Genomic DNA, 25,290 nt, shown 5'->3' with positions numbered 1-25,290 from the left:
CAAAAGACGATATCAAATAAATGAATAGCCGTTAACAACCTGCCGTAGAGTCCTCATCCAGAATCGTTAACAGAATATCAGCATCCGGTGTAGTTATATGTTTTCCTTCAAGAAATCCTGCTAATTTGTCTGCAACACCACACTCATACACTTCATAACCTTTAATACGATAGCCTGGTTCGCCGTCCTGACTGCGGATATACTCATCGCCGTCGATATAGTATTCAATGGACCCACTGGCATCTTCAACTTCATAACGTTTATCAAATGGAAACTGTTTCATCACTTATCCTAAAACCAAATGCGTTACATCAATGGTACTAATTTAGCACTTTTTTATAAAATCGTAACCGTGAGATTACTCACTATTTAGTCCATGTTTAGCAAAAAAGTTGATACCGAAGAAGAAAGACCGTCTTAATATTCAGAAATACTTTTAATGCGCCTTAATTAATCAGCTAACTAAGCATGAATTAAACTAATATTGCGTCTAATATCAAAATGAATTCAGCAAGTATCTTAATATAAATCAACACACTAGCCCGCGGGTAATAAATAAACTTCTAGCCACACCCCCAAAACAACTTATCCCACATCATATTAAAGTCAACATCCTGATAAATATCATCATGACAATCTATATTATATAAATATATAACTCTAGAATAACATCATCTCTACTTAATGAAGTATCGATGTGTTAGCTCGACTTAATCCATGAGTTATACGACAGACTATCAAGATGAAAATAAATCCAGTTAAGGTAAACTATACCGCCTAACAATAAAGAGACTAAATGAGTACCGAAATATTTATTACGGTGCTGGGGATGGCACTATTACATGCTTGTTGGAATGCTCTTGTTAAAATTGGTAATGATCGTTTTGTCACCATCGCACTTATGGCTATTTTTCTGATGCAATTTCGCTAACCGGTATCATCTTTACTGGTCTACCCTCTCTTGCCGCATTACCCTGGCTGTGACTGTCGGTATTTTTTCATACCGGCTATTGCCGGTTTCTAAGTAAAGCCTATGAGCAGGCAGAATTTGGTCAGATTTATCCTATTGCGCGTGGCATCGCTCCGCTATTAAGCGCGCTGCTATCGTGGTTCGTATTATCAGAAATCCCTCAAGGGTTGGCCCTATTGGGCGCAGTTATCTTGATTTCTGACGTCATTATTATGACATTTGATGGACGACAAGAGGTGAGCAGGCTTAACCGTCGCGCGATTATCTATGCTTTAATTACGGCGACCTTTACTGCCTGCTATGCCTTATGGGGCGTATAGTCGGGCCAGCATAGAACCTATTTGTTATATTCTCTGGCTGTTCATGCTCAATGGTATAGCAATGTTTGGATTACTCAGGCTAATGCATCGAAGGTGATATTTCACGAGATCTGCCAGCATTGGCGTCACGGCATCATCGGCGGGGCAATGCAATTACTCGCCTATGGCATCATAATTTGGGCAATGAAAAGTACCCCTATCGCACTGGTAGCCGCTTTGCGTGAAACCAGTGCGCTCTTCTTTGCAATGGTGATTTCTATATGGATGCTCAAAGAAAAACCATCAATGATCCGCCTTATCGCCAGTGCCATTATAATGATTGGCGTGGTAGTGACTGAATTTGGCTAATTCATCAAAGAGAGCCAATATATGTGTTTCTTTCTAAGACAAGGCGACAGCCGCCCCTAGAAACACGCTATACTCATATAAATCCTATAAATAAGGAGAATATATGCTCATAGGATTTGTTTTACTGGTTAGCGCTTGCGGTATGGATGCTTGTGAGGCCCTGCCTGTATCAGAAGACATTTATCCGACGCGTCATGAATGCATGGATGTTGCTGCCCGTATACATCAAAGAAGACCTGATGTGATATTACTTTGCGGAGAAGTTTACCGATACCCTGAAGATGAAAAACACCACTGATTGACTCCGCATCAGTGGCTATGTGGCGTACATCTCCGCTGCCTTGATATTGCTGTTAACTGAATCGTCCGACTCCCGATAGGCACTTTGTTACCTCATTAATACCATTACAGTGCTTCACTTTTCTTCGTTGTAACCCAAGCCCCCGGTTGCTTGAAAGTGATATCTACCTAATAGCTCGAATCATCGGGCTGTTTTCATTTCTGGTCATACTGCCCGAATTGTTTCGTAAACTTATACGTATCCTTTAACACTGTCACCACTGCCTTACTACCCTAAATCTAAAGCTACAAGAGTGGCTTTATCGTCTAAAGACAGCACCTTGGCTTCACTGTTATCCGACGTTTTTCAGCCTCCGCACTGTTAATTCATTTATCTTTTTGAAGATACAGCGCTCATCCATTACCACCATTACTACCATTACTACCATTACTACCATTACTACCATTACTACCATTACTACCATTACTACCATTACCACCATTACCACCATTACTACCATTACTACCATTACTACCGGTAGCACCATCACCCCCATTACCGCCTGCGCCATTATTAATATTTGGGCTGCCCTGTCCGCCATTACCCCCATTTTTACAGTTCGTATCAGGTACCCCATCGTGACCATTTTCACCTAACTTCCCGTCAAGTACGGCGCAATGAGTAGAGTTAACCTTTTCCTGTACAGCAGAGGCAGGTAAAGAAAGCACACATAAAAAAGCGAATGCTAACGGCAATAAAAGGGACTTATACATACAACCTCCAACGTAATTAATTCTCAAGTATATCCAATCAATGACATTACGCTCCACAGTTTAAACATTGTCATAACAGCATAAGATTATGTCATCCACTATACATACTCTTTCCGTATCAAAATATTAGTGATGGGTAATACCGATTTTTTCAATAAATTTGCAGCCCATTCTTTGAATGCTATAGCCAAAATCTGCTACCGGGTTTGGAACCCCGTAATTCAATCAGCACACTCAACCACGCAGTCTATTACCCTGAAGTGGCGCTATCTACGCTAGTGGCAACGACAAGCAGTCGTCCATTTTTCGAAAATCGAAAATGTTAGAAAATAACCATCAGATACTACTTCAGCTCTGGAGATCAAAAAGGCCACCGAAATGACCTTAAGATTAACCCATTATTTCCTTACGATGTATGACAGAGCTTGGAGCAGTAGTAACAACCATTGGCGTTATACCCCATATTAATTGCCACTTTGACGGCTTCCTGGCAAGAATCGTAATCGCCTAAAAGCTTCCGATTTTTTTCTATGGGCATACAGCCACAAGTACTCGAATGAACTTCGTTATCACCGTTGTTTTGCTTATTAGTATTCACGTAATATAATGTCATCTTATTGTTTCTCATCAAGTATGCTGGTTATTCAGCCCGACACATATTGCCATTTTGGTTGATACAAGAAACTAACGGATATGAGTTATGTGATCTGCAACATTAGTCGCTCTTAAATATCTTGTGAAGCCTTATAAACAACAAAATCAGCATATTAATTATCATTTCTGCGACTTATGACCATGACAACATTGCCTTGCTCAAAGGTTAATATCCGATTCCCACGCGTAACAACGAATTACCGCCACAATCCCGCATCACTTTCAGCATTTAAGAACTAACCGGAGTATCAATCTGTAGTTTCTTTTCACCACGTCAGTACTCTGATATTTTATTATCCAAAGGCTGATTGCCCGCCTTAAATAACGGAGCATTACCACTCATGATATCTGTTGGTGCTGCTGCCGCAGAAAAGAGCACCTCTTTTACACCTACATTGTGATATTTTTTTGGACCTTACTGAGAGCTCTGCGGCCTATCGTGCAGCCTTGACTACCTCGGCTCCTAGGGACGTATTGTATCCCTTTCTCAATAATATGAAGTGAGCTTGTGGTATGAATGAAAATCTTTATCGTTTGATTATTGACTTTCAAGATAATGTCCAGCTCGCAACAACGTAAGGCCGAGCTGAAACGCCAACTCTTGCCGGATTACCTGCCGTGGGTGTCTGGCGTGTTAAGTGAGGGGAAAGGTGCGCAGGACGCCATTCTGATGACCATCATGATTTGGCGGCTGGATGCCGGGGATATTCCCGGCGCACTGGATATCGCCCGTTATGCCCTGCGCTATCAATTGGTGCCGCCCGACCGTTTCACCCGCTCCACCGCCTACCTGATTGCCGAGGAAGTGGCCGAATCTGCCAATCGCAGCTATACCGCCGGTCAACCGGTCGATATCGCACCTTTATTACAAACCCTTGAACTAATGGAGGATGAGGATATGCCTGATCAGGTGCGCGCCAAACTACATAAAATGACCGGCTACGCACTGCGAGACAGCGGTCAGGGCGAACTGGCGTTAAATCACCTCAATCGCGCACTTCAGTTAAACACCGGCTGTGGCGTCAAAAAGGACATTGAACGGCTGGCAGTGAAGTTAAAAAACGCGGCCAGCCGCTAACCCGAACGCTCCCCCGAGCCGGGCGGCACGATGGCCGCGACCGCTTTTACCGAATCAACGCCCTCGTCCACCGCCCTCTCATTCTGCTATTGAGGTTGCCATGACCACTGTTGTTATCCCCGCGCCACGGCCACACAAAACAGCCGAACCGGTGATTGAAAATACCTTTTTCTGGCCTGCGGTTGACCCGATAAAGCTGCGTGAACTGCTGCGCCTTGAGGGAACCGTCACCGCCGAAAGGTTACGTTTTACCATTAAAGGCGCGATGGCTGAGGTCAATGCCGAGTTATTCGACTACCGTCGCCAACAGATGGCGATCGGGTGCAAGGCGCTTGGCGAGGTGCAAGCCGAGCAGATCGATGGCGAAAATATGCAATTGGCCGAGTACCAGCGGGCTGTCTGCGCCGTCACCGCCGCCCTACTGGCCGAACGTTATCGCGGTTATGACGCCAGTACTCGTGGTGATACGCGCGCGGAAGCCATTGAAAATAGCGTGGGTGAATGGTGGCGCGATGCCCGCCACAGCATCCGCAATATTACCGGTCAGCCGCACAACATTGTCGATCTGATCTAATGCGAGTTTATACAATGCAAGGCGACACACTCGATGTCCTGTGCTGGCGCTATTACCACCGTACGCAACAGGTGGTTGAGCAGGTCTATGACACAAATCCGGGGCTGGCTGCGTTGGGGGTTATTCTGCCCCTCGGCTATCCGGTGGATTTACCCGATATCGCGCCAGCCGCCCAACGAGAAACCCTTCAATTATGGGATTAAAAATGGAAGAGATAACCACCCGCCTCGCCCACGGCCTGACGGTGATGTTGATTTTTATTGCCGCCCTCACCGCTGAAGAAATGGCGTTCTATGTGGCGACTATCGCCGCGACTGTCACCTGTGGCGTGAACTGGTATTACCGCCGCAAATACTATTTGTTGCTGAAAAAGCGGCACGACAAGGAAAACGCGCCCCATGAACGCCATTGTTAAGCGCTGTTTAGTGAGTGTCATTCTGGCGCTGGTCGCCGTACTGCCCCACTATCCAACGCTGAAAACCTCCGCCGCCGGGCTAAAACTGATTGCCGATTATGAAGGCTGCCAACTCAACGCCTACCAGTGCAGCGCCAATGTGTGGACTAATGGCATCGGTCACACTGCCGGGGTCAAGCCCAACAGCGTTATCAGTGAGCAACAGGTGGCGCTCAACCTGATCGCTGGCGTGTTGCGGGTCGAACGGGCAATCGCCGTCTGTATGCCAGTTGCCATGCCGCAACCGGTCTATGACGCAGTAGTGTCATTTACTTTTAACGTTGGCACCGGCGCAGCTTGCCGCTCGACACTGGCCTTTTATGTCAATAAGAGCGACTGGCGCAACGCCTGCAATCAGTTGCCGCGCTGGGTTTACGTCAACGGCGTAAAAACCAAGGGCTGGAGCGCCGCCGCATTGCTGAGCAAAAGTACTGTCTGAGTGGAGCCTGAGATGCGTATCGTGTTGATATTCATGGCAGGAGTGGTGATGGCGTTAGGGTGGCACGCTCACCGCCAGAACCTCGCTATCGCAAACGCCAGCAAAATAATTGGCGCGCTATCCGCAGAGATTGAGAGCCGTGATAGCTCCCTCATCCAGTTGCAAGAACAGGCTCAACGGCAGGCAAAAAGCGAACGAATATTAAGGCAATCACTGAGCGATGCCAACCACTTATCGCAATCCCGTGAACAGAAAATTCAAAGGTTACTGAATGAAAATAAAGCGTTGCGCAATTGGTCTGTTACTGCTTTGCCTGCTGACGTTATCTGGCTGCACCAGCGCCCCTCCTTCGCCAATCCCAACGATTATTTACGTTGGCTGTCCGACAGTGAACAGTTGCCCGCTGCCCGCCAGCAATCCAGCGATTAACGGGGATTTAAGTGCCGATATCCGCCAGTTAGAAACCGCACTGGTGGCCTGCGGGCTGCAAGTGGAAGCCATCAAACAGTGTCAGGAACAACACCATGTTAAAACCCAAACTGCTGCGCCAAGCCTTAACCAACAGTCTGTCGCTATTTCAGACTAACCCGGAGCGGCTGAAAATGTTTGTTGATGGCGGGCGCATTATCTCGACGTTAGCCCCGTCGCTCTCTTTTGAAAATCAATATACGCTGACGCTGTTTATTGAGGATTTCCCCAGTGATGTGGATTATCTCTTTGTGCCGATTTTGGCATGGCTGCGGGAGCATCAACCGGACATCATGGCGACAGAAGAAAAGCGCCGCACTGGCTTTATTCATAAGGTTGATGTGATCAGCGATGTGCTGAGTGATATCCGTATCGACCTGCAACTGACCGAGCGGGTGATTGTGAAAGAGGTAGACGGTGCATTGCATGTTGACCATGCGCTGGAACCGGCGTGGCCGGGTACGCCAACGCGGCCAACAGCCATTTATTTCAACGGCGAAGCGATCCAATGAATGAGCTAAAACCCTTTGACGATGCCCTGGCCGGGCTGGTTGCCAGCCTAACCCCAAAAGCGCGCAAGACACTGGCGGTCACTATCGCCAAACGCCTGCGCTCCAGTCAACAACAACGCATTAAACGCCAGCAAGCACCCGACGGCTCCCAGTATGCCGCACGTAAATCTCAACCTCTGCGTAAACCCAAAGGCCGCATTAAGCGGGAAATGTTCGCCAAGCTGCGCACTGCGCGCTATATGAAAGCTAACAGTAGCCCCGATGAGGCGGTGGTCGAATTTGCCGGGCGCGTACAACGGATGGCGGCAGTGCATCATTTTGGCCTGCGTGACCGCCCGAATGTGCATAGCAAAGATGTGCAGTATGATGAAAGGCCATTGCTGGGGTTTAGTCAGCAAGATATTACAATCATAGAAGAAACAATCATTTCATCTATAAATTAACCATTTCCATTTCCACAATAGTCTTGCGCGTAATGATTGAGTTAATTACGTCGGCTGGAAGATTTTTTTCTTGTGCATACTTCAGGTCTTCTTCCAGATTTAAAGTGTATTTTTGTAAGAAATCAAGATAACAAGAATCACTGGATAAATTAGTTACATCTTGTTTAAGGGAAAAGAAATACTGAATAAATCTGATTGAACTATTAAAATACGGTTTTATTTCTGATGGAAGACTTTCTATTCCAGAAGCTAACTCAACTGCTTTTGTGATATTTTTATCTCCATTAATGAATGAAAGGGGGGACGTCTTGTCTCTTGCTTTTATTTTATTAAATCCAATCCCAGCAGAGTACATTGCAATGGATAGGTTAGACTCACTTACTAAATAAGCAATATCTATCACTTTATCATTCTGAGAGAAAAAAATAAGTTCATTTAATATATGAGTAAATGTTGTTATTATGCTGACTGGTTCATAAACATTGAGGACTATTGCATTATCAAAAACAATATCACCATGTGTAGCATTTCGATTATATCTCAACTCAATCATATTTGATATATTCATGACGTCATAAACGAACTGCCGAGGGTTGTTGTAGTAGCCATCATTTTTAAACCCAGATGCTATTCTTTTAGCCAATGCACACATGTCGATTAAATCATTTGCTTTCGCATCTTTATTTAAATCTACTTTTGTTACACAATGGTTAAAAGTATTATCAGCAAAAATATTTCTGTAAAGTGATGTTCTACTGGTGATTGAAAGTTTGTTATTAAATTTAGACTCTATTTTGTTAAGTATGTCATCAAACATTTCGCGATGTAGTTTATATTTTTCAAAGATGATTTTATCTTTGTTAATACTTGCTATTTCCTTTTCTCTTTCGACCTGTTCGGTGCGTTCTGCATTATTATGTTTACTTTCTAAAATCAAAAATATTAATGTGGATAAGGTTGCCAGTGCTCCACTTAAAGTAAACACGCCTGATAATAGCGTCCCAAAATCTGCCCAGTCGGATGATCTTTTTGAAATCAAATATTCCCCTCCAGTTATATAATATCCATAAAACAACATGACTATTAATGGTAGGGCAATCATAACAATTAAAATAAAACCGATTAGTAGGGGGATATGTGATTTTCTACGAAGCATATAAGCCTTGTGAAGATAAATTTATAATTATCACGATGATATCTCTGTTGTGCCATTGATGTCACGCCCGCATTGATTTGAGCCATAAAACCATCCTGCCACAATAGTTCTTATGAACACTCAAACCCAAATCACTGAAATTCTGCGCCTGCTGCGCAACCTGATCCGTATTGGTACGGTGGCCGAGGTCGATCTCGACCAAGCCCTGTGCCGCGTGGCGACGGGGGACAATACCACCGGCTGGTTAAACTGGCTGACGTTGCGCGCCGGTCAATCGCGATCATGGTGGGCACCGTCCGAGGGTGAGCAGGTGTTGATACTGTCCCTCGGTGGCGAACTGGATACCGCCTTTGTGCTGCCAGGCATTTTTTCTGATGACTTCCCGCCACCGTCGGCCTCGGCGAATGGTCTGTATATCACCTTTCCTGACGGTGCCACACTGCACTATGAACCGGATAGCGGCGAGTTGCGGGCTGATGGCGTCAAAACAGCGGTTATCACTGCCAGTGAATCGGTGAATGTTACCGCCCCCAATATCACCTGTGTCGCTTCGGTGAAAATCCTTTTAGACACGCCCGAAGTGGAGTGCACCCACAACCTGACCACCGCCACACTGAATGTGACCCAAGGCGGCAAGATGAGCGGTGATATTGAGCACTCAGGCGGTTCGTTCACATCCAATAGTGTGGTGGTTGATAAGCATAACCACGGCGGTGTTAAGCGTGGTGGGGATAATACGGTGGGAATAAAATAATAATTCAGGCTTAATTAGTTGGCTCCCCACGTCACAGCATAAAGACGAGAAAGAACCAACTATGAGCTTTACCGATTTGGTATGTGGAAAATAAAGGTACCGCCCAAAGCTGCCGCATAACGGCTTAAGGTCGCCAAATTAGGTACGCTCTTACCATTTTCCATGCGGCTAATATTTTGTTTCTGTGTTCCAATTTTTTGGGCGACATCTTGCTGAGTAAGATGTAATGCTTTACGCGCATCTTTTAGCTGTGTCATCAGTGCCTTGCGGATCTGAATTTCGTTATAGGCTTCCAGAGTTGCCTTATCTTCTAAAAGCAGTGCCTTAGCTTCAGAAAATGGGATGATATCGAGGTCATTATCAGACATCTTTCAGTCTCCGTTTAATATCTTTCATTCGTTGATTAGCTAATTCAAGGGATAGTTTGGGTGTTTTTTGACTTTTCTTATGCAAAACATGAACAACGTAAAATTGCTTTCCGACTGCGAAAAAGAAAAAGCCTCTCGCTATTCCCTCCTGAGCACTGACTCTTAATTCCTTTAATCCGTTACCTACATCCCTGACTTTCGGCTCTTTCAAATCTGTGCCTACTTGTTCTAATTCCTCTATGGCCTCAACCATTTCTGCTTTGAGACCCGCAGGAAGTTTAGATAACTCTTTTAGTGCCACTTTTATAATATTTGCTGAAAACATAATACTCATCCATGAGAACCATAGAAATAACTCTATCACGCAAAACAAAAGTAATCTACTTAGATGACCTTATCGTTTTGTAGTCCCATCCCCCACACATCCTTCCTGAGATGTTATCCGCGCCCATGAGCAGCAAACTGACTTGAAATACTCGCGCGAATTTTGAGGGGATTAAATGACCACAACCCAATATCTCGGCATGAGCCTCAACGCCGGGCAAACCATTACCGACGCTGACCACATCAGCCAGTCTATCGCCGACATTCTTATCACCCCTGTTGGTTCGCGGGTGATGCGCCGCGCTTATGGTTCACTGTTATCGGAGCTGATTGACCAGCCGCAAAATCCAGCCCTGCGCCTGCAAATCATGGCCGCCAGTTACAGCGCCATTTTGCGCTGGGAGCCGAGGGTCAGGCTGACCAGTATCACTTTTGAAACCACCATAGATGGAAAAATGGTGGTTGATATCACTGGCACCCGCAGCGATAGCGCGGCCCCCATTTCTTTAACTATCCCTGTGAGCTGACCCTATGGCAACCATTGACTTGAGTCTGTTACCGCCGCCGTTTGTGGTGGAAGAACTGGATTATGAAACCCTGCTGGCCGAGCGCAAAGCCACGCTGATATCTCTTTACCCGGAAGAACAGCGCGCCGCCGTGGCCCGCACGTTGTCGTTAGAGTCCGAGCCGCTGGTCAAGCTGTTGCAAGAAAATGCTTACCGCGAGGTGATATTGCGCCAGCGCGTTAACGATGCGGCGCGCGCGGTAATGGTGGCTTATGCCGTCGGCAGCGATTTAGACCAGCTCGGCGCAAATAACAACGTTGAGCGGCTGGTGATCACCCCGGCAGACCCCACGGCAATCCCGCCGATTGAGGCGGTGATGGAATCTGACCCTGATTTTCGGGTGCGTATTCCGCAAGCCTTTGAGGGCTTAAGCGTGGCGGGGCCAACCGGTGCTTATGAATATCATGCCAAAACTGCCGACGGCCGGGTGGCCGATGCCTCAGCAATCAGCCCGACCCCCGCCTGTGTCACCGTCACGGTGTTATCGCGTGAGGGTAACGGCGAAGCCTCAGCCGAACTGCTGGCGGTGGTGGAAGCCGCGCTGAATGATGAGAACACGCGCCCGGTGGCTGACCGGGTGACGGTGCAATCCGCCCGCATTGAAGATTATGAGATTGACGCGGTGCTCTACCTACATCCGGGGCCGGAGGCTGAACCGGTACGCGTAGCCGCTGAAATGAAACTGACCGCCTTTGTCACTGCACAACGCCGCCTTGGTCGCGACATTCGCCTGTCAGCACTCTATGCCGCGCTGCATGTTGAGGGTGTCCAGCGGGTGGTGATTAATGCCCCGTTGGCCGACGTGGTGCTGGATAAAACCCAGGCCGCCTGGTGCACCGGCAGCGCCATCACTGTTGGAGGGACGGATGACTGACCGCTTATTGCCTGTCGGTTCATCGGTACTGGAAGTCGCCGCCGCGCGCGCCTGTGCCGAGCTGGAAAACACACCTGTACCCATTCGCCAGCTGTGGAACGCCGACACTTGTCCGTTACCCCTGCTGCCTTATCTGGCGTGGGCGTGGTCGGTGGATCGCTGGGATGAGAAATGGCCGGAAACGACTAAGCGCGCGGTGGTGAAGTCCTCGCAGTACGTCCACAAACACAAAGGCACCATCGGCGCAATTCGTCGCGTGGTCGAGCCGCTCGGTTATCTGATTAAGGTGATTGAGTGGTGGAAGACCAACGAAACCCCCGGCACCTTTCGTCTGGATGTCGGCGTGCTGGAAACCGGTATTACCGAGGAAATGTATCAAGAGTTGGAGCGGTTGATAGACGACGCCAAGCCGTGCAGCCGTCATTTAGTCGGCCTGTCTATCAATCTCGACAGCAGCGGCCCGCTGACTATCGCCGCCGCCAGTTACAGCGGTGATGAGCTGACCATTTACCCCTATTTACCTGAAACCCTAACCGTGACCGGCGAGGATTACGCCAGTGCCGCCGTCCATATTATTGATGATCTGAGAGTGAATCCATGACAGCGAAATTCTTTGCGTTACTGACCAACATCGGCGCGGCCAAGCTGGCGAACGCCACCGCCCTCGGCACCCGCTTAGAGATTACCCACATGGCAGTCGGGGATGGCGGCGGAACCCTGCCAACCCCCAACCCGGCACAAAACCAACTGGTGAATGAACAGCGCCGCGCAGCGCTTAATATGCTGACCATTGACCCGATTAACACCAGTCAGATTATTGCGGAACAGGTTATTCCTGAAACCGAGGGCGGGTGGTGGATTCGGGAGATTGGCTTGCTGGATAAAGACGGTGATTTGGTTGCCATTGCCAACTGTGCCGAAACCTATAAACCGCAACTGCAAGAGGGCAGCGGGCGCACCCAAACCATTCGGATGATTTTAATTGTCAGTAGCACGGCTGCTGTTACACTGAAAACCGACCCCGCGGTGGTATTGGCAACACGCCAATATGCCGACCAACTCATAAGCACCACGGTGACCTCAATCAGCAACCATATTCGCAGCCAAAATCCTCATCCGCAATATCTCCTCACCCGCCGTAATTTGTCTGACCTCAGCAACAAAAAAGCGGCGCGGATTAACCTGCAACTCGGTTCTGCTGCCACCAAGAATGTCGGTAACAACAACGGTAATGTGATGGAGGTCGGGGCATTTGGCTGGGGTGGCACCTGTATTGCCACGCCCGACGGGCTAAATGCACTGACAAAAACCGGTATGTATCGCGCCAATCGATTCACCCCTGATCTCCCTGCGGGCTTTGGTGATGCCACCATTCAGCATATTCAAAATGACCACTTAACCGCGCACCAAATCATTTTCTCCACCAACAAGACATTGGCAAAAATAAGCTATCGCAGTTACAGGCAAGCCCAGTGGAATGAGTGGATAGATATTATTACCAGTATTCATGAATCACTCACGCCAATAGGCATTCCACTGCCCTATCCCGGCACCACGCCACCGGCAGGATATTTAAAATGTAACGGCGCAGCATTTTATCCCTACCGTTACCCCACGCTGGCAACCTTATATCCGACCCATAAATTACCCGATTTGCGCGGTGAGTTTATTCGTGGATTTGATGACGGGCGCGGCATTGATACAAATCGCACCCTGTTAAGCGCACAAACCGACGCGCTGCAAAATATCACCGGCGGTATCAATGGGGTATCAGAGAGCATGGGCAGCGCACCTGAAAGCAACTTCAGCGGCGCGTTTGGCAAAAGTCCCGCCATCGGCAACGACAATACTCCGCACCATACCGACATCACCCATTGCGGCAGCTTTGATTTTGATGCCTCCCGCGTGGTGCGCACCGCCACCGAAACCCGACCACGCAACATCTCATTTTGCTATATCTTGAGGGCTGTCTAATGAAATATAACTTTGCGGTGCAACCGGCCATCCTGGATGACCATCAACTCGCCAGTCAGGCGGGATGGATAACGCTTTATCACTATGATGCGGAGAGTCTGGAATATGTTAGCGCGGGCATGGAGTACTTGCCGCTCGGCGTCGGCTTACCGGCTCACTCGGTGGCTGATGCACCAGTAATCCAACCTAAAACCAGCATGGCATTGGTCAGGGATTTAACGGCTAACCAGTGGGTGACAGTGGCTGACAGTGGCTGACCATCGCCATAAAACGGTGTATGACATTGAAACCAAACATAAGTCCATCATTTTTGCACTGGGGCCAATCCCCAAGAATAAAACACTGATTCAGCCAATGCATGAGTTTGATACATGGACGGGGACCGCCTGGGAAGTCGATCAACAAGCATTAAAAGCCCGCCATATTGCCGCCGCAAGCCAACAGAAAACCGCACTGATAAATCAGGTTTCGGAGCACATCAACATCCTACTCGACGCCATCGCAATGGATAATCAACAGACTGATATTCAGCAATTGGCAGCACTCAAACAGTACCGTGTTGCGCTAATGCGCATTGACCCCAGCGCCGCGCCAGAGATTGACTGGCCGGAGTTGCCGCAATAAGGGCTTATTTTAATGGGGGAAATGTTTGTCTTAAAGTAGAGGCAAGTCATTGCTCACAGTGAAGCCTGTGGCTACGGGTTGGGTGAGTGTTGTTTACTGGATAATCAGATTTATCGAAGATGGATTCTTGATTTTTTGTATCCCAAGGGCTACATTTATTGCCATAAACTGGATTTTTGTATCCTTGGGGCTACAAATGACGACTCTCTATGATGTTGCTGATATGCTCAAATCAGTACGCAATGAAGCAAAATTATCACAAGCTGAGTTAGCGAAAAGAGCTGGTGTCTCACGCACTACCTTAGCGCGTATGGAAACACTGGCAAAAGGTGATATGAGTGTCAGCATTCTTGTCAGGTTATTCGAAGCTGCTGGCTATGACCTTAAAGTCGTTAAGAGTGGACATATCCGAACTCTGGACGACATTCTTGCTGAACAGCGTCAGGACGAAACTTCATGAAGTTAGATGTTCAAATTAGCGGCCAAAATGTTGCCAAGCTATTTCGCGAAAGGGATGAGTACCTTTTGCAATATTTACCGGGGATATCCGAAAATAATTTTATTAGCCTAACAATGCCTGTTCGCGACTTAGCATGGCGTTGGCCGAGAGATCTTCATCCTTTCTTTCGACAAAACTTACCGGAAGGTTATTTACTGGGTATTATCCGAGAGGAATTCGGTCCTTTATTAGACGGTACAGATCTTTCATTATTGGCAGTCATTGGCGGAACAGGAATAGGCCGCGTTACCGTGACCCCTGAAGGTGTGGCGTCAGGTTTTGAATTAGATCCTTTGCAAATTGAAGATCTTCTTAAAGGTAATAATACTGTAGCTCATTTTGCTTCTTTAGTTCGGCGATATGCGCGAGCAGCCGTGTCTGGTGTCGTGCCCAAGTTTTTGGCTACAGATCGCACAGCTACAACCCCGTTAGGCAAACCGACTCTTCGGACGAGCAAGCATATAATTAAAGGCTCTGACGAAAATACTCCTTTTTTGGGATTCAATGAGTTTTATACGATGAAGGTGCTTGAGCGCCTAAAAGTAACGCCTGTTGCCGCAAGTACTATGTCGGATGATGGTCGCATATTAGTGGTTGAGCGATTCGACGTAGATACCGATGGGCATCCCATATACGGCCTTGAAGATGCTTGTAGCTTACTGGGGTTGCCACCCCATGAGAAGTATGCCACGACAATGGAAAAGGTCCTTAAGGCCACTCGAGCATATATTCCTAAATCGGATATGCACCAGCAAATGGAGGCTCTAGGTTGGTTGATTTTAACCAACTTTGTTGTGCGTAATGCTGACTGTCATGCCAAAAATATTGCACTACTTTATACCTCGGCGACTGACGTTGCTTATACTCCCGCTTATGATCTGGTTACCACTCAAGCCTATCCGCGTTTTAGGCATAATCCTCCCGCACTTTCCATCGAAGGGCGGCAGACATGGGCTGCGGGTAAGTCATTGGAGCGTTTCTTTAATCACCGACTGGGTATTTCTCCTCGCCATTATGCTGAAATGGTGGAAACACTTTGCGAATCAGCGGTTGAAGTGGGCCGTGAAATGATCGAAGCGGCTAAAAACGAACCTTTATGGCGTGAAATCACTAAGCAAATGCTTCACGCGTGGAATGAGGGTATGTCTTCACTACGAAGCCCAAAAGCAGCGGTAGAGTTCAGGGCTATGGAGCCACTCATTGAGGCTGCAGGATTTTCTGATGTTCATCCACCAGAAAATGAAAAAGAGAGTTTTGGACGTTCAGAATTATTGGCTCGAAGAGCAAAAAGTAAAAAGTAGGGTAATGCTTAAACCGATAAGCAGGGGAGTGTTAGAAATTCTGTGTCATTCCAGTAATATGCAATCAAAAAGGAATGACACATGTCCCAACCCTTCGATTTCGACAAAGCGCTTAAGGCACTCCAGTCCGGTCAGGCATTAACCGGGAAAGATGGCATCTTAACGCCATTAATCAAACAGTTAACCGAAGCTGCATTAGCTGCTGAACTCGATTCGCATCTGACTCAGGACGTTGAAGCCAACCGTAAAAACGGCTCAGGCAAAAAGACCGTTAAAACACCCACTGGCAGCTTTGAACTGGCCACGCCCCGCGATCGCAATGGTACTTTTGAACCTCAGTTGGTGAAGAAGCACCAGACCACACTTTCCGATGAGATCGAGCGCAAGATCATCCGTATGTTCGCACTTGGCATGAGCTACAAAGATATCAGCCAGGAAATTGAGGATTTATATGCTTTCAGCGTGTCCAGTGCCACCATCAGCGCGGTCACCGATAAAGTTATTCCTGAGCTGAAACAGTGGCAACAACGCCCGCTGGAAGCGGTATACCCCTTCGTCTGGTTGGATGCTATCCACTATAAAATCCGCGAAGACGGGCGTTATCAGAGCAAAGCGGTCTACACTGTTCTCGCCCTGAATCTGGAAGGCAAAAAAGAGATACTGGGCCTGTATCTGTCTGAAAGTGAAGGCGCTAATTTCTGGCTGTCGGTACTGACCGACCTACAAAATCGTGGTGTGAACGATATTCTGATTGCCTGTGTGGATGGTCTGACAGGGTTCCCGGAAGCGATAAACAGCATTTACCCCGATACAGAAGTTCAGTTGTGCGTCATCCACCAGATCCGTAACTCGATAAAATATGTCGCATCGAAGCATCACAAGGTGTTTATGGCTGATTTAAAGCCAGTTTATCGTGCGGTATCAAAAGAGGCAGCGGAAATCGCACTGGACGAACTGGAAGAAAAATGGGGCCAACAATATCCAGTGGTACTTCAGTCGTGGCGGAGAAAATGGGCCAATCTGTCGTGTTACTTCCGATATCCGGCAACGATCCGCAAGGTCATTTACACGACAAACGCCATTGAATCGGTGCATCGGCAGTTCAGAAAACTAACAAAAACGAAAGACGCGTTCCCGAATGAAAACAGTCTGTTGAAATTACTGTATCTGGGATTAATGAATGCGCAGGAAAAATGGACAATGCCGATCCAGAGCTGGAATTTGACATTGTCCCAGTTGGCGATTTATTTTGAAGGCCGCCTCGATAAAGTGATTACGTTGTAATGATTTTTTAACGTGACACAGAATTATGAACGCTCTCATCAGCCATGAATCAGCCCCCCGAAGGAACTCATCCATCGCCCCAACCAACATGGGCACTTCAACTTGCTGCCTTGCAATATAAGCGACTACCTCAGCTAAATTACGTTGGGTTAGCGTATCACTCACAGGAAGAAATATATGGGAATTATGTACTGCCCAATCCTTTAATTCATCATTCCCAATAATTAGTTCATCGTAAACACTTCTGATACTTGCAATACGTCCATCAGCAGCTCGATGGACAATCCAATCCCAAAACCCTGGACAAAAGTCCATATGGTAATATTTGTTCTTAGCTTCAATTAACACATTCGCATCAATTAAATACGTCATGCACCTATTTCCGTTGCGTATCGTTTTAGTTTATCGGGAGAAATACCCAACAACCTACCCGCATCCCTTAACAAGACACGCCCACTTAATGTCTCCACCATTAATACTTTACTGAAACGAACACTATTTTTATTCTGGACGACGGCATAGTAATTCCCACCAGCACCAGGAGAAGCATTAAACTCGGCCATAAGTTGCTGATAATATTCGTTATAAGCATCAGGCTCAATGAAACCTAAATCTAATGCTCTTCGTGCAATAACATAACGGCTGACATGAAGTAGCTTCGCGATGTCACTCGTATTTTCCTGAATAGTTTTTCGCTCAGACCAATGAGTCATCATTAATCTGGTTGGCGCTAAAAACTCACCCGCGACTGCATTACAAAAGCGCTCTTCCTTCCTGGTTTCATTAGCTTTTGCAGTAGATATTCCACTTTTACCAATCCATAAATGGGCAATCTCATGGATAAGGGTAAACAGTCTTGCTGAAGGTGCATCTCTCAAGTTGATAAAAACCACTGGAGCATATGGGTCACTAATGGCGAAACCTCTAAACTCCTGAATACTCAGGGGGCGATGCGTATTAGACCCAACGATACCGCTTCGCATAACAAGAATACCCGCATCTTCAGCGGCGGAAATTATTTTCCGTTGGTAAGCATCCCACGTTAATCCTTTCGGATTTAAATCTGTCAGACCTAAAACAGTACGAATATCTTCTGCTACAGCCTGATGGTCAGATAATACTGTAAAAGAACCAATGAATGGCAAGGGCTGTGCATCCTGCTCAATCAAATACTCCTTGTACCACTCTTGCCTCCTAATCACGGACCGTATCGTATCCAATAAGTCTACGCTAGCCCTACCCAGTTCAAAACTTCCAACAGTTCTAAGGTCCGGTAATGGGACGGGTTCATCCGGTGGATGAGGTAAAAAAAGAAATGCAAAAGGTATATGTAACTTGTTGGCTAATTTTTGTGCTTGCGCGAAAGTGGGTTTAGTCTCCCCTTCTTCCCAACTGATGAGTTTCTCCACCTTTACCCCCATTGCTTGGGACAAAGACGCCTCAGACACCTGAGCTCTCGCTCTTGCCCAAGAAATAATCTGTGGATTAATTAATGCAAAATCAGTCATAAGCACTTATATTTCAGTTAATTAAAAGTCGAATGAAAACCAAACGTTTACCTTTAATATAAGAGTAACGTAGGCCATTCGTATTATCCAGAAAATAAAAAACTTAAGAACGAGCGTGGTCAAAATATAAATGATAATTAATTAAAAACTACTCTATATCTATATTATACAGTTCACTCACCGTCTGTAAAAATCGCTCTTCTTCAAACTCTACCCCCAATCCGGTTCGACCTAGCTTTATCGCCGCCTTCAGCGTAGCACCTGATCCCAAAAAGAAATCAGCGACCACATCACCCGGTCTGCTACTGGATTTAATTATATGTTCCATTAACGCGGCCGGTTTTTCACAAGGATGTTTACCTACGTAATAGGCGACTGGCGCGTAAGTCCATACATCGGTATAAGGCACATCTATAGTGACAGTGAATGGTCGTCTTAAGGCTTCATACTCAGTGCTCAGCGCTGAGTAGATATTATTCAATCTTTGATATTCAGCCACCAACTCATGATGCGTTCTGTTCAACATTCTCTGCAGATGCTTTCCCGCAGCAACATGATCAAACAAGTTTTGCAAAACCGCATATTGCTCGGCATTGGGTAACTGCCACTGGCTTTCGCTAAACCAATTGCTACACATTTTCCTGCCTGTTGCCTCATTAATTGCTTTAGCTGAAATACCGAGCGTCAATCGTGCTACCCGAAAGTAATCAATAAGGGGTCTGAAGAGATGCTGCTTCAATGCGGTACACTTGGCGGCATATGTACTGCCTTTCGGATGCAGCGGTTCAGCATAGTGCTCAGCGAACAAGATCCGCTCCGTAGCCGGGAAAAAACGCCGCAAACTCTCTTTATTTTGCCGACGCCAAACGCCTGATGGCTTCGCCCAGGTAATATGGTTAAGAACATTGAATCGACCGCGCAGCAGAATTTCAACATCAGCGACTAAGCGAGAACTGCAAAACATATACAGGCAGCCCGAGGGTTTAAGCACACGCCAAAACTCAGCAAGCAGCTCATCCAGCCAGCCAGCCAGCCAGCCAGCCAAGATAGGCTGATTCACTTTCCCACTGATTATCCCATTGACAGGATTTAACCCGGTAATAAGGTGGGTCTGTGGCGATCAGGTCAATACAGTTATCAGGTAATGTTTTGATATAACAAAGAGAGTCAGCATTCACAACCTTACAACTATTTAAATAAACAGCATCATGCATAGATCGTTCTACCCTTTATTGGTAGGCTCAGATCCGCTATGTGCACACAAGCGTTGGGCCTTGGTTCGCTTGTGAGATCTCAAACAGGCGAATGGCAGAAGTCGTGTTACCAGCACTCTTCTGCCGCCCATTCCACAAACAAAAAAGCCCGGACGGTATGTCTGGGCATTTGGATTTTGAAACCTGTTATTGCTCCAGCGATTCGATACCGGATACTTTTCCATCTGTTATAGTGATTTTCTGGCCTGGACATTGTATTGGCGATTTTTCGCATCTGTATTCAACAGATCGACGAACCAATAGATCTTTGGTGTTCCTTGAGAAATTATATCGCACAGTATTGAAACCATAGGAGGCATAAGCTAGACATTCTTTGTCCCCAATCCTTACATCATGCTTTTTAGCTCTACTCGCTTCCTCTTGTGTAAGTAACCCCATAGGTACTAATCGTTCAACATTCTGATCATAATAGAAACTGGGTGCGACAGAAGACCGGGCACACTCGTGAAACACGTTAAATGATGTCTTATCATTCCAGCCACTGTCATAAGCAGAGGTAGAACAGCCAGTTACTAAAAACATTAAAGATAAAATTATTTTGTTCATCAACGTACCCTGCAATTAAAATTAGCTTGATGAACATCGGTCATTACAAAATTTACTTTAGTAACAATATTAGCGACTGCTGAAAAAAAACCAAAACGAGGCTTATATGACTGGATAAGTGCGACTACACAACCAACCCTTCCCACAATAGTGCGAGAAATTCGTAACGAATAGTTTTTTATGCGTTTATCTGACGCCGTCCGAATTGGCCGCGGGCTGGAGAAAGGATGATTCTAAAAATGAAGTAACCGACATTACTCACTGAGTGTTGTATCTAACTCTGGGGGCAGGTCAGTCCCTACATAGTTACCTGCAAAACCATTAAGTTGACTAAAAACTACATAATAATTGAAGTATTATACTACTCTTAATTCAGGTGATGCTACCACCATCAGCCCAGACAAAAACGAAGTGTTTTATCTCTGATTTGTTGTCGTTATGATGATAGATCACCAATAACTGCTGTGGTACAAGTTAATGACACCAAGGCTAAATAGCGTTTCCAAATAGTAGATAACCAGAATGGAACTCAGTCCGAGCTATGCGAACTGATCAATCGCTGAATATCTCCAATCACCAACTGAGCTGAGACATGCTGATCATAGCAGCGGTACCCGACACCTAAAGGTGTTGATGCAAAAAACTATACATAAAACATGTAAGAAAAACCATGTCCGCAGACTCACCGCGACATAGATGCTTCATCGTGGGGACAAAGATAAGTGACGTTGTCAAAACGCTTTACTGAGCACGTTCATCGCTGGGTCGTTGGATTGATTGGTCCATACCTTACGGTCTAAAAGACCCGAAATCATTACGCTCAGGCATCGGACGATGCTTGCTGTTTGAGAATATTTACTCACTGTTGCATCAGCAGATTAAGCATTCGCAGGGAGATTTTGGTTATCAGCGTTCCACCAAGAGTAATGAACTGTTAGCAATAAGAATCAACGAGATAACTGGGTGCTGTTTACATGGTTTAACCGTTCGTCAGATAGCTTCCCTCTGCTGGAGCTATCTGACGAAGAGCGGCTACCATGCTATGCATTCGCGACCCACATAAAGAAGAGAAAATGGCCGCTATCGCCGAAGCGTCAAGCGAGTGTAGCGCCGAACCTCTCGAGTTTTACGATGATAAGGTCGATATCCATCTCAACATCAAAATAAGTGCTGACTAGCAACTACATGACCAGCAAAAGTGTGTTGTTACTGTAGGAAAAAACGAAAAGTATTATCCAGCTGGCGTGTTGCACTACGGCACGGGAAAAGTCAGCCATGCAGACAGTAGCAGTAGCAGTAGCAGTAGCAAAATCTAGTTTATTCATCAGATAGTTACAAATAACGGACCAATGGTCAAAAACGATCATACGAATCGTTAATAGCTATATCATCCATAAAAGTTGTGAAATGCTTCCTTGGGTAAAGAATAACCCAAAATTTATTGTTATTTATCTACCAGTCTACTCGCCGTGGGTGAGCCACCTTGAGCGGTTATGGCAGGCATTACACGACACGATAACCAGGAATCATATCTGTAGTTCGGTGTGGCAACGACTGAACAAAGTACACCACGTTATGAACACAGTAAGTCCGTTCCCAAGTAGAAAGTACGGTCAGGCAAAAGTGTAGAGATATTAGGAACAGCTGTTTAGATCACTTACTTGTATAAGCTCATTAACTTTAGTTTTTTAGTGGATAAACAATAAATGTATAATTACTTACTTCGTAAAATCTTTGAAATAACCGAATGTCAGGCATTATCGATAGATAATACGGTAACACGAAAAATGAGAGTAATTACTTGGATCACTATTCTCATTCAGTTATTTATTCCTTTGTTCTTACCCTTTACCTCAGTGACTGCTGCCACTAGATTATTACCAGAAAACTCTACAATAACTCACGTCGATACAGAACCGTACAGGCTGGATACAAATGAAACTGTTGAGTCAGTGGCAAAAAAAATACGCTATCTCCGTTGATGAACTTAAACGAATTAATATTTACCGCACGTTTTCCAAACCCTTCATGACATTAACTGTTGGTGATGAAATTGACGTGCCGCGTAAAAAAAATCCGTTTACGGTAGATAATAACGTCACTGTTCCTGTTGAGGAGAACCGGCTGGCAAGTAATGCCGCTATGGGGGCCTCACTCTTGTCCCGCAGTGATACAGCCAAATCGGTAGAAAATATGGCCCGAAGTGTGGTCAATAATGAAATCAGTAGCTCAGCACAGCAATGGCTGGGCCAGTTTGGTACAGCCCGTGTACAGTTCAACACTAATGATGACTTTGAATTTGATAGCAGTGCAATTGACCTCCTACTTCCTTTACATGATAGCCAGAAAAATATGCTATTTGTCCAATTGGGTGGACGGAATAAAGATAGTCGCAATACGATTAATATAGGCGCAGGGGTTCGTGCCTTTTTAAATAACTGGATGTACGGCGCTAATACTTTTTTTGATAATGATATTACTGGTAATAATAGACGGGGCGGCATCGGTGCGGAAGCTTGGACCGATTACCTGAAGTTATCTATAAACGGTTATTTCGGCACTACCGACTGGCATCAGTCTCGCGATTTTGCGGATTATAATGAGCGCCCTGCCAATGGTTATGATCTGCGTGCCGAGGCTTATTTACCGGTTTACCCGCAATTAGGCGGTAAGTTAATGTATGAGCAGTATAATGGTGATGAAGTGGCATTATTCGGTAAAGATAAACGCCAGAAGGATCCTCATGCCATCACGGCAGGCATCAATTACACCCCGGTCTCTTTAGTTACGGTTGGAATAGACCACCGCGCGGGTAAAAGCAGTAAATCCGACAGCAGTATTAATATCCAGTTCAACTACCACTTGGGCAATTCCTGGCAGTCCCATATTGACCCCTCAGCTGTGGCAGCTACCCGCACCTTGGCGGGGAGCCGCTATGATCTGGTTGAGCGTAACAACAATATTGTGCTGGATTATCAGAAACAGGAACTGATCCGGCTGGCGCTGATTCCAACGCAGGTCACTGCTGAAGCGAGTTCAACCACGGTGATAAATGCGCAGGTCACCACCAAATATACCTTTGAACGTATCGAATGGGACAGCGCTGCGCTGGTAGCCGCAGGCGGTACTCTTACGCAGGTCTCACCCCAATCGGTAGCGATAAAGTTACCCCCTTATCAGCTAACGCGTAGTAGCAGTAATATTCATCTGTTGAGTGCGGTGGCTTATGATAATCAGGGGAATGCTTCTAATCGCGATACTATGCAAGTGACTGTCATACCCAGTGCGACAACTATTACGTCAAAGAACCTGACGGTCACGACTGACGGTGCGTTCGCAGACGGTATCGCCACTAATGCGGTGCAGGCGATTGTCACCGATGTGAACAATAAGCCGGTATCAGAACAGGTGGTGACGTTTAGCGCCGATAATAGCGCCAAAGTGACCACGGTGATTGGCACCACGGGGATGGACGGGGTTGCCACGGCGACACTGACCAACACCACGGAGGGTGTCAGTAAGGTGACAGCGAGCGTTAACGGTAATAGCCAGCATGTGAATGTCACTTTTGTTGCCGACGGCAGCAATCTGAGCATCACCAACTCGACGCTGGTCGCTAGCCCCACCAGTCTTGTGGCCGACGACACCAGCACTTCAACGCTGACCCTGACGCTGAAAGATGTGAACAACAACCCAGTCACCGGTCAAACGGTCGCCTTTACCACGGCACTGGGTACTCTTGGGGCGGTAAGTGAAGGCAGTAGTGGAGTCTACACCGCCACCCTGACGGCCGGCATCGTTCCGGGTGTAGCAAGTGTGACGGCCAGCGTGGGCGGCAGTGCCTTTGGTGTAGCACCGGCTACCGTGACGCTGACGACACCGGTTACGTTCACAGGGATCAGCGTGAACGGGCATACATTTGGAAAAGACGACGGTTTCCCGACCACCGGCTTCGAAAATGCCAGTTTTACACTTAATATGAACGGAAGCCCAACTGATTTTGTCTGGACGACTAATTCAGCAAATGTTGGAGTCAATGGTAATGGTGTGGTGACGTTCAACAATGAATTTTCTGGTCCTGTCACTATCACCGCAACATCAAACGTTGATGCCAATGTTCTGACCTACACATTTACTGTTACTGTAGAAAATTGGTTTTATCCGCAACAAGTAGGCATTAATTGGGCTGACGCGTTGGCGTTGTGTAATGTGCCTGGGCGGCAACTGCCACCGCTTGTGGGAAAAATGGCCCAGGGTGAAAATGTACGTGGTATCGGATCGCTATGGGGGGAATGGGGAAATATGGATACTTACGGACAATTGACAAGCAGCCCTAATGGTATTGCCTGGACGAATCAAGAATCTACTGCCTCTCCTGGTCAATACTTTACCGCCTATTTCACAGGTTCAAACGGTGGTTTGACCATCGAACATGAGACATGGAACAACGACAGTAATTATGTTGCTATTTGTCAACGTAAACCTTAATTTTTGATCTCGCCTCCGTCGGTTAGGCGGAGGCGATTTAATGTTGACTGTCACCAGGTGATTAGGAGGGTAATTTCGGCAATGTATGACAAGGTAATTAGTATATTAATTGTACGTGAATATAAACTAATTAAATGCACGACCAACGAGCTACCATGCCTTAATAAAACTACACGCTAACAGCGTCTTCGTTCACTCCCCTGACGGGCTAATGTTCTTCATCCTATCACCTCAAGAAGAATATTTATAATTGTGGTCAGTTAACTTTGCCAACATTATCGGGTGTAGTCTCTCCGGTTTTTAGTACCACCGCCAATGAGGATCTCCAGCCAGTTTTTTCTCGCATACATAACTGACCTGCTCCCCGTTGATTAACACACCGCTATTTAAGTAATGCATTCTCAGGGGGAAAACAATTGCGAACTTCCGCTCCTCGA

General features: G+C 46.4%; 27 protein-coding genes and 5 pseudogenes. 23 read left to right on the top strand and 9 right to left on the bottom strand.

The genetic code is table 11. The features are described 5' to 3' along the window. Positions 1-31 precede the first annotated feature (31 nt). Positions 32-283, bottom strand: coding sequence for a hypothetical protein (locus tag AT01_RS00965; RefSeq protein ID WP_042545722.1), 252 nt, complete (start codon positions 281-283; stop codon positions 32-34). A 513-nt stretch (positions 284-796) separates the two neighbouring features. On the opposite strand from AT01_RS00965, the pseudogene AT01_RS22450 reads away from it, so the two are divergent. After that, positions 797-1,638, top strand: a pseudogene (locus tag AT01_RS22450) (EamA family transporter). A gap of 103 nt (positions 1,639-1,741) precedes the next feature. Beyond that, positions 1,742-1,936, top strand: coding sequence for a hypothetical protein (locus AT01_RS00955; protein ID WP_042545721.1), 195 nt, complete (start codon positions 1,742-1,744; stop codon positions 1,934-1,936). Between the two features lie 395 nt (positions 1,937-2,331). Here the strand turns inward: AT01_RS00955 and AT01_RS00950 are convergent, their stop codons facing one another. Next, complete coding sequence (locus tag AT01_RS00950) at positions 2,332-2,691, bottom strand: hypothetical protein (protein ID WP_042545720.1); 360 nt, start codon at positions 2,689-2,691, stop codon at positions 2,332-2,334. Between the two features lie 1,219 nt (positions 2,692-3,910). On the opposite strand from AT01_RS00950, the pseudogene gpM reads away from it, so the two are divergent. From gpM to AT01_RS00910, 9 genes and pseudogenes are all read left to right on the top strand, one after another. Continuing rightward, positions 3,911-4,423, top strand: a pseudogene (gpM, locus tag AT01_RS00945) (phage terminase small subunit); the annotation flags it as partial. Positions 4,424-4,523: 100 nt separating this feature from the next. After that, entirely contained in the window at positions 4,524-4,997 is a 474-nt protein-coding gene (locus tag AT01_RS00940; RefSeq protein WP_042545719.1) for a head completion/stabilization protein, read from the top strand. Next, positions 4,997-5,200, top strand: coding sequence for a tail protein X (locus AT01_RS00935; RefSeq protein ID WP_042545718.1), 204 nt, complete (start codon positions 4,997-4,999; stop codon positions 5,198-5,200). The genes AT01_RS00940 and AT01_RS00935 overlap by 1 nt, the downstream gene beginning before the upstream one ends. A 2-nt stretch (positions 5,201-5,202) precedes the next feature. Beyond that, a complete protein-coding gene (locus AT01_RS00930) occupies positions 5,203-5,412 on the top strand; it encodes a phage holin family protein (protein ID WP_042545717.1) in 210 nt (69 codons plus the stop codon). Next, a pseudogene (locus tag AT01_RS00925) lies at positions 5,396-5,901 on the top strand (lysozyme). The gene AT01_RS00930 and the pseudogene AT01_RS00925 overlap by 17 nt, the downstream one beginning before the upstream one ends. Position 5,902: 1 nt before the next feature. Further along, positions 5,903-6,319, top strand: coding sequence for an Rz-like lysis system protein LysB (lysB, locus tag AT01_RS00920; RefSeq protein WP_042545716.1), 417 nt, complete (start codon positions 5,903-5,905; stop codon positions 6,317-6,319). Beyond that, positions 6,204-6,476 carry an Rz1-like lysis system protein LysC gene (gene lysC, locus AT01_RS20355; protein ID WP_235427333.1) on the top strand — a complete coding sequence of 91 codons (273 nt, stop codon included), beginning with the start codon at positions 6,204-6,206 and terminating at the stop codon, positions 6,474-6,476. Before lysB ends, lysC begins: the two co-directional genes overlap by 116 nt. Then, positions 6,415-6,870 (top strand): phage tail protein, encoded by a 456-nt coding sequence (locus AT01_RS00915; RefSeq protein ID WP_042545715.1) that lies wholly within the window; start codon positions 6,415-6,417, stop codon positions 6,868-6,870. Before lysC ends, AT01_RS00915 begins: the two co-directional genes overlap by 62 nt. Further along, on the top strand, positions 6,867-7,313 hold the full coding sequence (locus AT01_RS00910; protein ID WP_042545714.1) for a phage virion morphogenesis protein: 447 nt from the start codon (positions 6,867-6,869) through the stop codon (positions 7,311-7,313). Before AT01_RS00915 ends, AT01_RS00910 begins: the two co-directional genes overlap by 4 nt. Here AT01_RS00910 and AT01_RS00905 read toward each other — a convergent pair. Continuing rightward, the gene (locus AT01_RS00905; protein ID WP_042545713.1) at positions 7,303-8,469 is read right to left on the bottom strand and encodes a hypothetical protein; all 1,167 of its coding nucleotides are present in this window, start codon (positions 8,467-8,469) and stop codon (positions 7,303-7,305) included. The genes AT01_RS00910 and AT01_RS00905 overlap by 11 nt on opposite strands. Positions 8,470-8,581: 112 nt before the next feature. Between AT01_RS00905 and AT01_RS00900 the strand changes: the two genes are divergently transcribed. Further along, positions 8,582-9,223, top strand: a complete 642-nt coding sequence (locus tag AT01_RS00900) for a phage baseplate assembly protein V (protein ID WP_042545712.1) — start codon at positions 8,582-8,584, stop codon at positions 9,221-9,223. Between the two features lie 68 nt (positions 9,224-9,291). Here AT01_RS00900 and AT01_RS00895 read toward each other — a convergent pair whose 3' ends face one another. After that, positions 9,292-9,591, bottom strand: a complete 300-nt coding sequence (locus AT01_RS00895; RefSeq protein WP_005190565.1) for a helix-turn-helix domain-containing protein — start codon at positions 9,589-9,591, stop codon at positions 9,292-9,294. Further along, a complete protein-coding gene (locus AT01_RS00890; RefSeq protein WP_042545711.1) occupies positions 9,584-9,916 on the bottom strand; it encodes a type II toxin-antitoxin system RelE/ParE family toxin in 333 nt (110 codons plus the stop codon). Before AT01_RS00890 ends, AT01_RS00895 begins: the two co-directional genes overlap by 8 nt. A 175-nt stretch (positions 9,917-10,091) precedes the next feature. On the opposite strand from AT01_RS00890, the gene AT01_RS00885 reads away from it, so the two are divergent. The 9 genes from AT01_RS00885 (at position 10,092) to AT01_RS00845 (ending at position 17,037) form a co-directional block, all read left to right on the top strand. Continuing rightward, complete coding sequence (locus tag AT01_RS00885) at positions 10,092-10,442, top strand: GPW/gp25 family protein (RefSeq protein WP_042545710.1); 351 nt, start codon at positions 10,092-10,094, stop codon at positions 10,440-10,442. A gap of 4 nt (positions 10,443-10,446) precedes the next feature. Next, positions 10,447-11,355, top strand: a complete 909-nt coding sequence (locus AT01_RS00880; RefSeq protein ID WP_042545709.1) for a baseplate assembly protein — start codon at positions 10,447-10,449, stop codon at positions 11,353-11,355. Beyond that, entirely contained in the window at positions 11,348-11,956 is a 609-nt protein-coding gene (locus AT01_RS00875; RefSeq protein WP_042545708.1) for a phage tail protein I, read from the top strand. The genes AT01_RS00880 and AT01_RS00875 overlap by 8 nt, the downstream gene beginning before the upstream one ends. Continuing rightward, complete coding sequence (locus AT01_RS00870; RefSeq protein ID WP_042545707.1) at positions 11,953-13,329, top strand: phage tail-collar fiber domain-containing protein; 1,377 nt, start codon at positions 11,953-11,955, stop codon at positions 13,327-13,329. The genes AT01_RS00875 and AT01_RS00870 overlap by 4 nt, the downstream gene beginning before the upstream one ends. Then, positions 13,329-13,586 (top strand): phage tail protein, encoded by a 258-nt coding sequence (locus tag AT01_RS22090; RefSeq protein WP_071841466.1) that lies wholly within the window; start codon positions 13,329-13,331, stop codon positions 13,584-13,586. Before AT01_RS00870 ends, AT01_RS22090 begins: the two co-directional genes overlap by 1 nt. Beyond that, positions 13,579-13,953 carry a tail fiber assembly protein gene (locus AT01_RS22085; RefSeq protein ID WP_235427203.1) on the top strand — a complete coding sequence of 125 codons (375 nt, stop codon included), beginning with the start codon at positions 13,579-13,581 and terminating at the stop codon, positions 13,951-13,953. Before AT01_RS22090 ends, AT01_RS22085 begins: the two co-directional genes overlap by 8 nt. 196 nt (positions 13,954-14,149) lie before the next feature. Then, positions 14,150-14,413 carry a helix-turn-helix transcriptional regulator gene (locus AT01_RS00855; protein ID WP_004705583.1) on the top strand — a complete coding sequence of 88 codons (264 nt, stop codon included), beginning with the start codon at positions 14,150-14,152 and terminating at the stop codon, positions 14,411-14,413. Further along, positions 14,410-15,753, top strand: coding sequence for a type II toxin-antitoxin system HipA family toxin (locus tag AT01_RS00850; protein WP_042545706.1), 1,344 nt, complete (start codon positions 14,410-14,412; stop codon positions 15,751-15,753). The genes AT01_RS00855 and AT01_RS00850 overlap by 4 nt, the downstream gene beginning before the upstream one ends. Positions 15,754-15,834: 81 nt before the next feature. Next, positions 15,835-17,037, top strand: a complete 1,203-nt coding sequence (locus tag AT01_RS00845) for an IS256 family transposase (RefSeq protein ID WP_042545705.1) — start codon at positions 15,835-15,837, stop codon at positions 17,035-17,037. Here AT01_RS00845 and AT01_RS22535 read toward each other — a convergent pair. From AT01_RS22535 to AT01_RS00830, 4 genes and pseudogenes are all read right to left on the bottom strand, one after another. Continuing rightward, positions 16,927-17,352: a DUF4411 family protein gene (locus AT01_RS22535; RefSeq protein WP_407703562.1), complete on the bottom strand. Its 426-nt coding sequence runs from the start codon at positions 17,350-17,352 to the stop codon at positions 16,927-16,929. The two genes, AT01_RS00845 and AT01_RS22535, sit on opposite strands and share 111 nt — an antisense overlap. Positions 17,353-17,405: 53 nt before the next feature. Continuing rightward, the gene (locus AT01_RS00840) at positions 17,406-18,545 is read right to left on the bottom strand and encodes an XRE family transcriptional regulator (RefSeq protein WP_042545704.1); all 1,140 of its coding nucleotides are present in this window, start codon (positions 18,543-18,545) and stop codon (positions 17,406-17,408) included. A 148-nt stretch (positions 18,546-18,693) separates the two neighbouring features. Then, positions 18,694-19,759, bottom strand: a pseudogene (locus AT01_RS00835) (DNA-methyltransferase). Between the two features lie 186 nt (positions 19,760-19,945). Next, on the bottom strand, positions 19,946-20,365 hold the full coding sequence (locus AT01_RS00830; RefSeq protein WP_042545703.1) for a hypothetical protein: 420 nt from the start codon (positions 20,363-20,365) through the stop codon (positions 19,946-19,948). A 592-nt stretch (positions 20,366-20,957) separates the two neighbouring features. Between AT01_RS00830 and AT01_RS20345 the strand changes: the two are divergent. After that, positions 20,958-21,994: pseudogene (locus tag AT01_RS20345) on the top strand (IS630 family transposase). A 306-nt stretch (positions 21,995-22,300) separates the two neighbouring features. Further along, on the top strand, positions 22,301-24,853 hold the full coding sequence (gene yrIlm / locus AT01_RS00820; protein WP_052489930.1) for a YrIlm family inverse autotransporter adhesin: 2,553 nt from the start codon (positions 22,301-22,303) through the stop codon (positions 24,851-24,853). Positions 24,854-25,290: the final 437 nt, after the last annotated feature.

The sequence above is a fragment of the Yersinia aldovae 670-83 genome (assembly GCF_000834395.1).
Classification (GTDB): Bacteria; Pseudomonadota; Gammaproteobacteria; order Enterobacterales; family Enterobacteriaceae; genus Yersinia; species Yersinia aldovae.
This window is presented reverse-complemented; position numbering and strand designations above follow the sequence as displayed.

Bases quoted from the DNA above. Each gene is read 5' to 3' on its own strand.
- AT01_RS00965 (WP_042545722.1), bottom strand. From the start codon at position 283: ATGAAACAGTTTCCATTTGATAAACGTTATGAAGTTGAAGATGCCAGT.
- AT01_RS00955 (WP_042545721.1), top strand. From the start codon at position 1,742: ATGCTCATAGGATTTGTTTTACTGGTTAGCGCTTGCGGTATGGATGCT.
- AT01_RS00950 (WP_042545720.1), bottom strand. From the start codon at position 2,691: ATGTATAAGTCCCTTTTATTGCCGTTAGCATTCGCTTTTTTATGTGTG.
- AT01_RS00940 (WP_042545719.1), top strand. From the start codon at position 4,524: ATGACCACTGTTGTTATCCCCGCGCCACGGCCACACAAAACAGCCGAA.
- AT01_RS00935 (WP_042545718.1), top strand. From the start codon at position 4,997: ATGCGAGTTTATACAATGCAAGGCGACACACTCGATGTCCTGTGCTGG.
- AT01_RS00930 (WP_042545717.1), top strand. From the start codon at position 5,203: ATGGAAGAGATAACCACCCGCCTCGCCCACGGCCTGACGGTGATGTTG.
- lysB (WP_042545716.1), top strand. From the start codon at position 5,903: ATGCGTATCGTGTTGATATTCATGGCAGGAGTGGTGATGGCGTTAGGG.
- AT01_RS00915 (WP_042545715.1), top strand. From the start codon at position 6,415: ATGTTAAAACCCAAACTGCTGCGCCAAGCCTTAACCAACAGTCTGTCG.
- AT01_RS00910 (WP_042545714.1), top strand. From the start codon at position 6,867: ATGAATGAGCTAAAACCCTTTGACGATGCCCTGGCCGGGCTGGTTGCC.
- AT01_RS00905 (WP_042545713.1), bottom strand. From the start codon at position 8,469: ATGCTTCGTAGAAAATCACATATCCCCCTACTAATCGGTTTTATTTTA.
- AT01_RS00900 (WP_042545712.1), top strand. From the start codon at position 8,582: ATGAACACTCAAACCCAAATCACTGAAATTCTGCGCCTGCTGCGCAAC.
- AT01_RS00895 (WP_005190565.1), bottom strand. From the start codon at position 9,591: ATGTCTGATAATGACCTCGATATCATCCCATTTTCTGAAGCTAAGGCA.
- AT01_RS00890 (WP_042545711.1), bottom strand. From the start codon at position 9,916: ATGTTTTCAGCAAATATTATAAAAGTGGCACTAAAAGAGTTATCTAAA.
- AT01_RS00885 (WP_042545710.1), top strand. From the start codon at position 10,092: ATGACCACAACCCAATATCTCGGCATGAGCCTCAACGCCGGGCAAACC.
- AT01_RS00880 (WP_042545709.1), top strand. From the start codon at position 10,447: ATGGCAACCATTGACTTGAGTCTGTTACCGCCGCCGTTTGTGGTGGAA.
- AT01_RS00875 (WP_042545708.1), top strand. From the start codon at position 11,348: ATGACTGACCGCTTATTGCCTGTCGGTTCATCGGTACTGGAAGTCGCC.
- AT01_RS00870 (WP_042545707.1), top strand. From the start codon at position 11,953: ATGACAGCGAAATTCTTTGCGTTACTGACCAACATCGGCGCGGCCAAG.
- AT01_RS22090 (WP_071841466.1), top strand. From the start codon at position 13,329: ATGAAATATAACTTTGCGGTGCAACCGGCCATCCTGGATGACCATCAA.
- AT01_RS00855 (WP_004705583.1), top strand. From the start codon at position 14,150: ATGACGACTCTCTATGATGTTGCTGATATGCTCAAATCAGTACGCAAT.
- AT01_RS00850 (WP_042545706.1), top strand. From the start codon at position 14,410: ATGAAGTTAGATGTTCAAATTAGCGGCCAAAATGTTGCCAAGCTATTT.
- AT01_RS00845 (WP_042545705.1), top strand. From the start codon at position 15,835: ATGTCCCAACCCTTCGATTTCGACAAAGCGCTTAAGGCACTCCAGTCC.
- AT01_RS22535 (WP_407703562.1), bottom strand. From the start codon at position 17,352: ATGGACTTTTGTCCAGGGTTTTGGGATTGGATTGTCCATCGAGCTGCT.
- AT01_RS00840 (WP_042545704.1), bottom strand. From the start codon at position 18,545: ATGACTGATTTTGCATTAATTAATCCACAGATTATTTCTTGGGCAAGA.
- AT01_RS00830 (WP_042545703.1), bottom strand. From the start codon at position 20,365: ATGAACAAAATAATTTTATCTTTAATGTTTTTAGTAACTGGCTGTTCT.
- yrIlm (WP_052489930.1), top strand. From the start codon at position 22,301: ATGAAACTGTTGAGTCAGTGGCAAAAAAAATACGCTATCTCCGTTGAT.